Here is a 12,420-nt window from a genome sequence, read left to right as displayed (position 1 = left end):
CTCTTGCGCAAAGTATATCTCTTTAAAGTTGTAGATTTTATTGTTGCAACTTTTGCGAGAGTTCGTTAACGTCTCTGCAAGCAAGCAAAGATGGGTGGGGGTGTTTCCGTGCGCTGCTTGGTGCGAATGCTGTTCGCGCTGGCGTTTTGCTTTGCTGGATCCGAGGCGCCCGCCGCATCCAGCGCGAAAGAGCTTTGTCCCGCCACCGTCCGTCTGGCGGCGGAACTCGGGAACCCGGCACCGGAAGCCGGCAAGGGCGGGGCAGCTCAGAAGGACGAACGGTTCGACTTCAGCTCCGTCGATTCCTTCTTTGTCTCGCTCGCAGAGCTCAACGGCTATTTCTCCGGCGACCCGAAGCTGACCTTTCCGGTCGGGGAAGAACGACTGGCGACGCATGAGACGACCTGCCTGCGGCTGCTTGCCGACCTCTTCGCCGCGGCCGCCAGCACCTCCCGGTCGAGCGGGACGGCCGCCGCGAGCGCCGGATTCCGCTTCATCGGCCATGCCGACGCGACCGGCAATGCGGAGCGCAATTACCGGCTGTCCTACGAGCGCGGCCATGCCGCCGCCCAGGCGTTCTCGCGCCTGGTCAAGGCCAGGCTCGGCTGGGCTCCCGCCATCGCCGTAGAGGGACGCGGCGGCGCCGATCCCTGGTGGTGCGGCGTCGAGGATGTCGCGGGTGCGGCACCTGCCCCGGGCGGAGCTTCGACATGCGGGGCTCTTGCCGCAGGCAAGGGCGAAATCGCCAGGGACAAGGTCGTGCGTGTGCGCAACGACCGGCGGCTGGAGATCCGCTTTTCAGGTACGAGCATGGCCGGCCCGCGTATCGACCTGATCGCGAAAGCGATGGCGCTCGGCCCTGCGGCGGACATGGACTTCGCCCGGCTGCTCAGGTTCGAGCCGCGCATGCGCTACTTCCCCGCCGGCAACGCACCGCTGCAGCCGGTGCGGATCGTGCTCCACGACAGCGGCGAGGCGGCCTGCCTGGCGCTCGCCGGCGCCTTTCCGGAAACGGCGTGGTCGCAATATGCCGGGAAATCGGCATCGGCGCTGGAGCCGAGTGCCGCCTGGCCGCCGAAGCCGGGCTCCGCGTCGAACCCAAAGCGCTTCGACGAAGCCAACCTCGCCATCCGCCTGCGCGTCGTGCCTGCGGTCACCCGCAACCAGGGCAGGCCGAACCGGGCTCGCCTGCTGCTGGAACTGGCGACGGGCACGGTCGGGCCGGTGCTCGTCGTCTCTTCCGCCGGAACACCGCCGCCTGCCGAAACGCTGGCGGTCATCGAGGGCACGGACGGCGAAGGATCGGCGAAGGCCGGTGCCGGAAAGACACCCGCGGAAATCAGGCGGCGGGCGGCGGGCTACGGGGTTCCGGAATACTGGCGCGTCCGCCTCCGCATCGACGAGCTTCTGTCCGGGCTGCTGCTCACCGAAACGGGGACCACCGATTTCTGGTCCGCGCTGGCGAAATGCCTGCCGCAGCAGGCCGGTAAGAACGCGGAGTCCGGTGTCGAGGCCGAGAGGAGCAAGGCGGCGGCTTTCGTTCGAGGCGCCGGCGAAACCGCGCTCGAAAACCTGCCGCGCGATTTCGACGGACTGCTGGCGCATGCGCACGACTTCAACCGGCCGACGCGCATGTTCGGGCTGCGGCCGGGGCTCAAGCTGAGAATCGATGCGGGGCGGTTGGGCCTGCAACGAGAGGCACCTTCCGAACAACTGTACACGATGGCCCTGGCCGGCACCTCGGCGGTATACGACCTCTACGCCGCACCTCTCGCCGTGTGGCGCAACATCGCGGACCAGAGCGGTCCTTCCTGGCCTGCCTCGGGACACCAGGGTTATCTCGCAGTGTCGCTCAACCCGACCGTGCAGGGCATGTCGGTCGGAGGGTCAAAGGTCGAGGACGAGAACGAGCTTCCGGTTCCGCCGGACGAGAAGAACGGCCTCTACAATCTCGCAAGCCCCTATGCGCTGGAGCGGTTTCTTCGTGGCCGCCTCGTAAACGTCTTTTTGCCGGGGGCCCGGCCCGGCCGGAAAACGCTGGATATGAAGGAGATCGACTTCATCGATCGCAAGGACGACGCGGCGAATTCCGAGAAAGACGCGATCTTGCTGGCGGCCGAAAACGCGGGCCTCCTTGTCGATTTTTACAAGAACTATGTGCCCGACGCACAGCTCGCAGGGCCGGTTGATCATCCTCGGCCGGCTTGCGAGGGCGCAAGGTCGCAGGTCGGGGTGCTTTGCGGCTTCATGCGGCAGAACGTTGTCCCCACGCTCCTCCTGCCGGTGCGGAGCAAGCGGCAGGATCGGCACGTGCCGATCGACACGCGTGTCGGTGCACTCATGCTGTCCGGCGATCTGGAACCTTGCTTTGCGAACGATGCGGCCGGTTCGGGTCTTCCTTCCTTTCCTGATACGAGCCGCCTCGCAAATCCCGTTCTCATAAGAGCTTTGGGGGCTTCGCTGCCAGTTCCAGCGCTCGTTGATGGCCGTGACTGCCGGCTTCTCGGATTGCCAGCCCTTGCCGGGAGCGAATTCGAATGGTGACGCTCGCGAAGCATGCCTCCTTTGCCCTCTACCTCCCCGATCCCACAAATCCAGGAGCGGCCGGACTGGCCTTCCTGCCGGAACAAGAGGATGCCGCGCCGCCCCTGGAACTGGATGCGGCGTCGGCCCGTATGGGCTTCTTCGTCGTCTGGACCGGCGGTATCCCAACCGATATCGATCTCGCCCGCTACGAAAGCGCCCTTCAAGCCGCCAGGGAGGAAGCCTCCTCCGACAGGCGTGTCGTCTTTCAGTTCTTTCACTCCGCCCGTTCCGACTTCGTCGCCGAAACGATCGTGGCGGAGGGGGAGATACCAATCCTGCTCGGAAAATATCTGGAGCCATCCAGCCTAGGCGTGACGTTGAAGGCGGCCTTCACGCTGTCGCTGGCCAATTGCGGGCTCGAGGTCGCCGGCGACAATCTCGTTTTCGTGCCTTCGAACCCGGCCGGTGGTCATACGCTCGTCCATGGCAGCGGCGATCTCGTGCTGGACGGCTTGCGCATGCCGATCCTGGGGCCGCTGGCCGGCGCCTTTGTCGGAGGAACCGGCGTCAGCCCGGAAAACCTGGTCGGCAACGACTTCGTCTCGGACTTCACCAAGCGCGGCAAGCTCAAGGCCGACGGGACGGGGAAGAAGTTCTACCAGTTCCGCAGCGAGCGCAGGCCGCTCATCCTCGGCGCGGGGCCTGGCGGCGCGGCTGCGGTGGCGCTGGACGTGGCCTTCGATCCGCTGGACGCGCTCAACCCCGAGCGCACTTTCTTCCGTCCGGCAGCGGGCCAGACGCTGGTGTCGGGATTCCGGACCACGCACGGCCACAAGGTGCTGCTGACGTCCAGTACGGCCGAAGCCGCCATGCCGCCGCGGTTCGCCTATGTCCGGCGCCGCGCACGCGAAACGGAAGCGGGCGCCGTCCAGTTCTCCAGGATCAACCTGCTGCTGGAAGGCGACTTCGACGTCGCGCTGGCGGACGACGACGACCAGGCCGCGGCGTTTCCGGACGACGGCTTCGGCATCGTCGTCGCCGACACGCAGCACGAATATCTCGAAGCGCCGCGCTCGGAAGCCGCCGGCGATGCGCCGCTGATGATGTCGTTCCGCCGCGGCGCCGCACATTTCAAGGAGATCGCGGGCGATGCGGCGGCGACCACCGACGAGGACATCCTGATTGCCGAAAATGGCACGTCGGACCAGACCTCGTGGGCGAAGCTGTCGCGACGGAACACGGCGGGGGCCGTAGTCTCCGAGGCGCGCGACCTCCGCCGCCTCGTCGCCGGCGAGGCAGCCGACGCCAGCGCCGCTGAGCTCAGACACGATCCCTTCCGCCTGGAGCGGAGGCAGGCAGGTCTTTCGAACAAGCCCGACGGTTATGTACCGGTACTGCCGAGACCTACGAGCGACGACACGCTGTCGGACAAGACGGACGCACCGGCCGAAGCCTCGCTGTCTGCGCTGCTGTCGGGCCAGCGCCGCAGGCTGCTGGACCTCGCTTCGCGGTCCGACGCCGCGGCCGCTCCTGCACCGAGCACGACCCCGCTCGGCTTCGAAGTGGTCGAAGACGCGGATGGTATAACCAAGATCGTCCTGGCGCGAACGACGGGAGGGGTCGAGGCGGCGGAACTGACGATCACCGATCGGGAAGGTGGCCCGATCGCCGGCCCGATCGTCAACGCGCTGATCCGCAACCAGCTTTTTCTCGTCGTCAACTGCCCGGGCGGGGGAGCGGAGCCGTCGCCGGAACGGGATTTTCTGATCAAGGGCACGCTGCGGCTGTCCGACTGGGGATTCCGCTTCGATTTTCGCGATCTCTGGAAGTCCGCTCAGGAAGCAAAGGACGGCACGCCCGTGCTGCCCCTGCTGATTGTCAAGGGGTTCGAGGGGCTTTCGATCAAGGACCTGATCGGCAAGCCGCAGCTCTGGTCGGGCACGGCCTATCTGCGCTCTCTGACTGGTGACAGCCCGGCAGAATATGCCGAAAAGGAGTTCATCGCCGCGCTGGAGTCTGCGGAAAAGAGCGGCGACCCGATCTACCGACCGTTCCTGGCGGCGATCGCCGACCCGTCATGGACCGGCGTGCTGGTGCTGGACGTGCCGCTGTCGCTGGGCGTGCTGCCGACGCAGGTCAAGGGGCTGCTCGGCGGCATCGACACGGCACGGCTGAAGGCCCATCACTTCGCCGTGCCGGTGCGCCGGCTTGAGGGCGCCGGCAATCTGAGCAAGCCCTTCGCGGCGATCGACTACAGCGCGGGCGAGAAGGCGGTCGACTACGACACGACGTTGAAGCCCGACGACTTCGACGGCCCCAAACAGGCGCCGAACGGATCGGACGACGGCTCGTTCGGCATGAAGGTAGACCAGCTTCGCGTCGGCTTCGACAACGGCGCGCTGCAGAGCTTCTTCTGCCAGCTGAAACTGACGGTCGGCGCCTTTTTCCACGACACCGGGATCACGCTGCGCGATCCCGCGACCAACGAGGAAAAGGCCGACAAGACGATCCTGCTCAAGGGCCGCTGGCAGCGGCGCATGGTCGACGGCAACACTTTCGAGACCTACGATTTCTTCACCGACACGATCTTCGCGATCGAGATGCCGCAGCGTTTTCCGCTGATCGACAAGGCGACGATCACGCGGGTCTCCTATGTCAGCGAGGTCGCCAAGCTAGGCACCGAGGATCTGGTCACCTCGAAATTCCTGATCGACGGGTCGATGGAATTCAAGAAACTCGCCGGCGGGACCGGTGCCTTCGATTTCCTCGACATCAAGCGCAGCACGTTCTCCGGCCTGTCGCTCGACCTGCGCTTCCTGGTTCCGGAGTCCGGCAGGGTCGGCCTGCCGAAATTCCGCTTCTCGCCCGGCGCGCTGATCTTCGACTTCGACATGTCGGAGCTGAAGGACGGCGTGCGCGGCTTCTTCGGGTCGCTGCCGATCAAGTTCAGCGGCTTCGGCTGGCTGGGAGACGCCGTGTCGCTGCCCAAGCTCGGCTATTTCGGGCTGGGCAAGGGCACCGGCGGCGCCTCGCCCTTCTTCCTCAAGTTCGATCTCGATCTCGGCTCGCTGGGCTCCTTCGCCTCGGCGCTGTCCAAGTTCAAGATGGAGCTCGCCTTCGCTTTCGGCCTGGACGGTGCCAACAACGTCAACTGGGATCTCGGCTTCCGCTTCGCCGGCGGCAACGGCAAGGATCTCGACATCGGCCTGGAGGGCTTTCTCCAGTTCACCTGCGAACGCTACGAGGTGGTGACGCTCAAGTCGGAGAAGACCGGCGGGACCTATTACGGCTTCCGCGGCGTCAACGCCCGCCTGGTGGTGCTCGGCCACCCGCTGCCGCCGGAGGAGGACAACGCCAACATCTTCCTGTTCGTCGATCCGGAGAAGCTGGGCGGCTCGGACGGCGTCGGCTGGTTCCTCGCCTATCAGCGGGAACCGGGCGACGCGATAATCGACCTCAGGGTGCTGACGCTCGGGCAGCGGGTCGATCCGCTGCGAAAGCTGCCCGGGACGATGCTGAAGACGCGCGACGTGGTCGCGGAGCTCGCCCGGCTGGCCGGCGGGGTGACGGAGGAGGAGGGCAAACCCTTCAAGATCCCCGAGGTCACGTTCGATCCCGATCGCGGCTGGACCATCGGCTTCCATGCCATGATCTACCGCTTCATCGAGCTCGGCTTCGCGCTGCGCGATCCCGACCTCGCCGGCGTCCTGCTCGACGTGAAGCTGAGCGAAGGCTCGGAGCAGAGCCTGTTCTCGGTCGACATCCTCTACCGCAAGCTCACCGAAAACCTCGGCGTCTATTCAGCCGAGATCGTGCTGCCGCCGGAGCTGCGGAACTGGCAGTTCGGCGCGGCCGGCATCACGCTGCCCTATATCGGCGTCGAGATCTTCACCGACGGCAATTGGGGAATCGACCTCGGCTATCCCGCCAACAAGGATTTTTCGCGGTCGTTCGCGCTGTCGATCTTTCCCTTTGTCGGGGCGGGCGGCATCTACTACCGCCGTGTCTCGGGCGCGGCCGCCAGGCTGCTGCCGTCCCGGCCCACCTATCTCCGGGATGATGGGAACCTTGAAGGCAACCCCGATTCCGAGATCTTCCGCTACGATCCGGTCACCGAGATCGGCATGGGCATGCGGGTCGGCCTCGGCGTCACCCTGGCGCAGGGCATCCTCAACGCCGGGCTGTCGCTCACCGTCTACGGCTATCTCGAGGGCGGCTTCGGGCGGCTCTACAATCCCGACAACAAGCCGACGAAGGCGAAGGGCACCTATATCGTCGTCCACGGCGCGGTCGGCGTCATGGGCGAGCTCTACGGCTATGTCGATTTCGGCATCGTCAAGGCGGGCGTTTTCGTCCAGCTCTATGTCGAGGTCGGCTTCGAGCTGGAGACCGACAAGGCGACCGAACTCTATTACGAGGTCGGCGTGCGCGTGTCGGTGCGGGTGGTCGTCGGCCGGATCAAGATATTCGGCTCGAGCATCGAGATCGCCATCTCCTTCAGCTTCGACACCACGGTGCGCTTCTCGCAGCGGCTCGGACGGACGGAGAACCAGGAATATTACCGGGTCGCCGAGGGCCTTGCGATTGCCGGGGAGCCGGGTGCGCTGCGCGAGGTTTTGGACTGGAGCCTCATCCCCTCGCCGCAACAGTGGGCGGAGCTGCCCGGCAGGATCGCACTGGAAGTGGCCATCCAGCCGGACGTGACGGTCGCGCCCGGCGCGGCGGGGCATGAGGCGCATGCGGTATTCCTGATGGCGGCGGAACTCGGCGAGGGCGCGGCGCCGTCGCCGGTCGAGCGGCTGGTCGAGGGGCTGACGGCCTGGGCGCTGTGCGCCGGCATCGACGACCTGCGGCCGGCGACGCTGCGGACGGGCACGGTGACGGCGGAGCAGCTGCGCGGCCTCGCCCGCCGGCTGGCCGATCCGCGAGCCGGCAAGCCTGGCTATGCCGAGATCGCCGCCTTCCTGCGGGCCGGCTTCGCCGGTGCGGTTCTAGCCTTGAAGCCGGGCGACGAGCCGCAGGAAGGCGCACCGGTCAAGGGCGTCGTCCTGCCGATGCCGGACGCGATGCTGATCCGCCGCATCCGGCCGGGTGAGGGCGGCGACGAGGAGCAGATCGAGGACATCCGGCTCGCCGACTACCGTTTCGTCGACGACCGCTATCGCCAGGAGCTCGCGGCGGCGTTCGAGCGCTTCATGCTCAGCCGGTCGCAGGCGACGGCCGGCAAGGACATGCTTGCGGCAGAGGGCCAGTCGCTGGTGTCGGCGCTGTTCGAGGAATGGGCGGCGATGATCATGCGCGCCGCCGTGCAGCGGCTGGCGGCGCTGGCCGAGGCCAAGGGCGCGCAAACGCAGCCGGTGGCCGATCTGCTTGCCGCGCTGGTGGCGCGCAAGGATGCGGCGAGCGACCGCGACCTGCCGAGCGTCGCGGCGGAGGTGGCCGTCTCCACCGGCCGCTTCTTTACCTACGGCCAGCGGCTGCCGCATCCCGCCCATGCGGACGCCGCCACATTGCCTGCCTGGCTCGAGCCGCTCGGCCGCGACAGCGGACCGGCGGTCGATCCCGACAAGCGCTTCTTCCATGCGATGCTGCGGCTCGCCGGCCAGCAGGTGCCGGTCGGCGACGCCTTGCGCTTCGAGGTGCCGGCCGGAACCTATGACGGCTGGCTGGAAGCGCCGGAGGACATCGCCGTCGAGGTCCTGGACGGCACCGCCGAAACCGTCCTCGCCACCGCCGCGTCCCTCGCGCTGCCCGGCAGCGTCGAGCTTGGCGCGCTGTCGAAAAGGCGCCGCCGCTACGTCGCGCTCGGCAGCCATGCGGCGGCGAGCAGGCTGAACCATGAGGCGGACGAACTCCGGCTCTGGGCGTTCGGAAACGAAGCCCGCACCGTGGTTTCGACAGCGGCCGCGCCGCTGCTGTTCGGGGCCGATCCGGCGGACCCGCAAAAGCGCGACTTCGCCGCGCTGACGCAGGAAGAGCGCGATCGCCTGCGCCCGGCGATCGTCATCGATGTCGGCCTGCGCCGGCCCCCGGAGCGGACCGACGTCGCGGCAGCGCCCGAGGCCGTCGCCGATGCCTTCGAGATCAGGGCGATACCCGAGCCGCTGCGCAATCTCATCGACCCCTTCGCTCCGGCCATCGACGGCGGCATGAGCGCACCGCCCGGCATCGAATGGATCGGCCTCTACCGGCACGACCCGGAAACCGGAGAACTCGTCGCGGTAGGGGTGCAGGACGGCGCGATCCCGACCGTCGTGCAGTCCAACCTCTCGGTCGAGCCAAAGCCGGACAGCGAGGCGGCCGCGGCGGAGGAGCGCATCGAGCCGGTCGCGGACACCAGCGATCCGCTTGCGTTCGTGCAGTTGCTGCGGCAGGCGGCGATCGTCAACACCGGCGGCTATCATCTGACCTACAAGGGGGCTGCCGCGGAGCTGCGTCCGTTGTTCGAGCCGGCGGCGGGCGGGCAGAAGCCGCTGTCCGGCGGTGGCTGGCTGCGCGTGGTGATCGCGCTTGCCGATCTCGACAGCGGTCTGCCTTTCGCCAATGCCCTGCTGTCGCCGGCCGATTTCCGCCCCGGATCGGTGCTCGCGACCGGAGCCGGCGATACGGCCGACCCGCTGCACGAGCCCGGCGTGGTGCCGCTGGTGATCCGCCGTACCGACAAGGCGGCATCGGACAGCGTCGAGGACGAGCTCGGCCAGCGCTTCTCCAACCTGGCGCTGGAGATCGAGGTCCGCGACGCCGCGGGAAAACCCTTTGGAACGCCGCAATATCTCGACCAGTCCGTCCCGACCGGTCCGGACTTTCCCGAGCTGGACGACGCGGGAAAGCCGATCGCCGTCGCCGAGGGCGACTACGTCTATCGCGTCTCGGTGCCGGTTCGGAAGATCGCCGGGCTGGAAGCGACCGAGGTCTACGACCTGGTCGGCGGCAGCATGCGGGTCAAGGCCGCCTGGCGCGACATCTACGGCAATGGCTGGCGCGAGCCGTTCGCCGATACCGGCATCGACCTGGTCTACAACGACCGGCTGCTCGGCCTGACCGGCTTGCCTTATGTGAAGATGGCCTACTGGCCGGATACCAAGCCGCGCGGCCTGAAGCTCGGCCTGCGCAGCGACTACGAACCGCTTCTCCGCCTCGACGGCCTCGATCTTCCCGACGGGGAGCCGGTGCCGGCGCAATGGGCGACGGCGATGCGCGACGAACTCGGCCGCTGCGTCGCGATGCTGCGGCGCGCGGCGGCGCAGCTCGGCGATGCGCGGGTTGCCGTCAGCCTGAACTCGACGCTGGGCAATGCCGTGCCGTTGGACAAAACACCTGTCCGGCGCCATCTCGACGGGACCGCGGACAACCTCGACAAGCTCGCAGCGGATATCGGCGCCGCCAGCGGCGAAAAAACACGACGCGAGCTGCGCGAGAGCCTGAAGGCCTGGATCGACGGCCAGGACCATGGCCTCGTGATCCCGGTTGTCTTCGATGGCGCGTCGTCCGGTCTGGACTTCGCAGAGTTCCAGGTGAGCGTGGCGATCGAGCGGCCGGTGCCCGCCGACAATCCCGGGCTCTATCCGAAGGAACTCACCGATGACGGGGCCGAAGCCGCGGCGAATGCCGGGCTCTCGGACATCTGCAAGGTGGTCGAGGCCGTCTCGCCGAACCTGCGCGGGAAGGCCCTCAAGGCCGAAGAGCTGAAGCCGACGGAGCGGGATCTCGGCCATGGCGATGCGGAGGATCTGATCAAGGCGCTGGCGGCCATCGCGACCGACCATCGTATTGCGAGCGGTTACGGCGAAACGGCGGGCGTGACGGAAAAGGCCTTGTGGCTGATCCGGAGCGGCTATTTCGACGGGCTTGCCGACGGATCGCTCTATGGCGAGGAACCGCCGGTCGCGCTCGCTTTGCCGCCGCTCAAGACCGAGGCCTACAGCCGTTCGTTCACCGATCTGAAGGCACCCGACGGCAGCGAGCGCCGGCGCGAGATCCGTGATGCCGATGCCGACGCCTATGGCCGCGAGGCGCTTGCGCTGCTCGAACGGCTGCTCTCGCCGGCCATCACCGTGCCGCTGCTCAACGCCGCCGACGCAGGCAAACGGACGCAGACGCGCGAGGCCATCAAGCAGCTTCTGGATGCCAAGGAGGGGCTGGCCGGGAGTCTTGCCGAAAGGCTCGCGGTCGCGTTCGACCGGGATGTCGCGCGCTACGAGGGGATGGCCAAGGAACGGCGCGATCGGATCGTCGAAGCCGTTGCCGATGCGCTGAAGCGCGACCTGCGCAGCCACTACAAGATCACCAGCCTGCTCGCCTATTTCGACCGGCGGGCCCATGAGGTTCCGCTGGCCAACCGGGTGGGGCACGGCGTCGCCGTCCATTCGGAGAAAGGCATCCGGATCGCCGTCTATAATCTTCCGCTTCCCCCGGACGGCGGGCAGGTGTCCCGCGATCTCGTCCTGCTGTGCGAAGCCATGCCGGAGCCGGGACAAGGCAATCCGCGGGACCACTATGCCCCGCCCGAACGTCTCGACCTGACGCATGTGCAGCGGCTGCCGAATCCCGAGGCCTCGAAGGGCATCGTCCACTATCGCAAGACCGCATGGCTGCGGCTGCATGACCCGGATGCCGTGGCGGGAGCGCCGTCTTGGGCGTCGATCCCCCTGCCGCGCGACGGCGCGACCATCCCCAGTCCGCTGCGCAGCCTTCCGCGCCTGCCGATCCTGGAGAACGAGGGTTTCGGTCGGGACGCGTATGCCGACACCGATGATCCCGCGACGAACCTCGCGGCGGCGCGCAAGTGGACGTCGCGGCGCGACTTTGCCTGGGAGGGCAAGGCGACCGACCGCCTGACCGTCGAGGTGCACTACGCGACACGCGGCGAAAGCCAGGCGCTCGACGCGGAGACGGAAGATCTGGCGACGCGGCTTGTCCGTTTCGTGCTCGAGAGCGAGAACGAGATCGCAAAAATCGCGGCCGGCGACCACGACGCCTATGCCTGGGTCGCCCGCCGCGCCTGGGACAGGCTGTTGCAGCCGCTTGCCGGGCCGGAGAAACTGGACGCCCCTGCGGGCGGCCCGCACGACCGGATCACGCTGCGCGAGATCGAGCATGACGGTGCGGTCAAGGTCGAAGGCAGCGACATCAAACTGGTCAGCGGCGCCGTCGCCTATGGGGTGCGCGACGACGATGCCGCTCCCCTGGTTTTCATCAAGGACTCGAGCGCCGCCCCCAGGCCCTTGGTTGGCGCCGAGATCGGCAAGGAGCCGAAGTTCAGGCGGCTGGAGACACGCGGGCTCGACATCATCGACCTTGCCTCGGCGAGGACGGAGCTCAGCCTGACCCGCAACGCGCGGATCGATTTCAAGGACGGTGACGGAACCGGACATTCGGAGCCGCTGCAGAAGCGCTTCGTCTACCGGCTGCCGACCATCGGCTCGGGCGAGCCGACGGTGCCGGCGTTGGACGTCGCGACCACCGTGACGGGAGGGAAATTCGACCCGATCGGTGGCATCGAGAGCATTCAGAAAGCGCTGGAAACTTTCTTCGACGGCCTGCTGAAGCCGAGCGGCGGTTCCGCGCCGGCGTGCAGCGCCGATGTGCTGTTCGAATACGAGACCGGGCTTTTCACGGCAGGCGGCGCGCCGGATGCCTCGGGCGAGGAGGGCGGTCCGGTGATCGCGGTGCGCAGCGGGATCACGCACGCCGATACCGTCAGCGTGGCCAAAGACCTCGCAGGGGCGATCCACGACTGGTTCCTGAAGCAGCATCCCGCCAAGCGCGGCGGTCGGCCGATCGGCTGCGTCATCGCCGACGCGCGCGTCTTCGCGACCGGCGACGGGGAGGGCGGACACAAGGATCGCCGCATCCTGAGGTTGCGGCGCTGCCGGTTCGATTTCCAGTAGGGGA

Annotated in this window: 2 protein-coding genes; both read left to right on the top strand. The window is 67.4% G+C overall.

The annotated features are described in order from the left end of the window. Window positions 1–126: 126 nt before the first annotated feature. Window positions 127–2,544, top strand: a complete 2,418-nt coding sequence (locus tag C7I84_RS06625; RefSeq protein ID WP_106771370.1) for an OmpA family protein — start codon at window positions 127–129, stop codon at window positions 2,542–2,544. Next, complete coding sequence (locus C7I84_RS06620; protein ID WP_106771369.1) at window positions 2,538–12,416, top strand: hypothetical protein; 9,879 nt, start codon at window positions 2,538–2,540, stop codon at window positions 12,414–12,416. Before C7I84_RS06625 ends, C7I84_RS06620 begins: the two co-directional genes overlap by 7 nt. Window positions 12,417–12,420 lie beyond the last annotated feature (4 nt).

The organism is Kumtagia ephedrae, from assembly GCF_003012745.1.
Lineage (GTDB): Bacteria > Pseudomonadota > Alphaproteobacteria > Rhizobiales > Rhizobiaceae > Kumtagia > Kumtagia ephedrae.
This window is presented reverse-complemented; position numbering and strand designations above follow the sequence as displayed.

Excerpts from the sequence above, each read along its gene's own strand:
- C7I84_RS06625 (WP_106771370.1), top strand. The coding sequence starts at position 127 with ATGCTGTTCGCGCTGGCGTTTTGCTTTGCTGGATCCGAGGCGCCCGCC.
- C7I84_RS06620 (WP_106771369.1), top strand. The coding sequence starts at position 2,538 with ATGGTGACGCTCGCGAAGCATGCCTCCTTTGCCCTCTACCTCCCCGAT.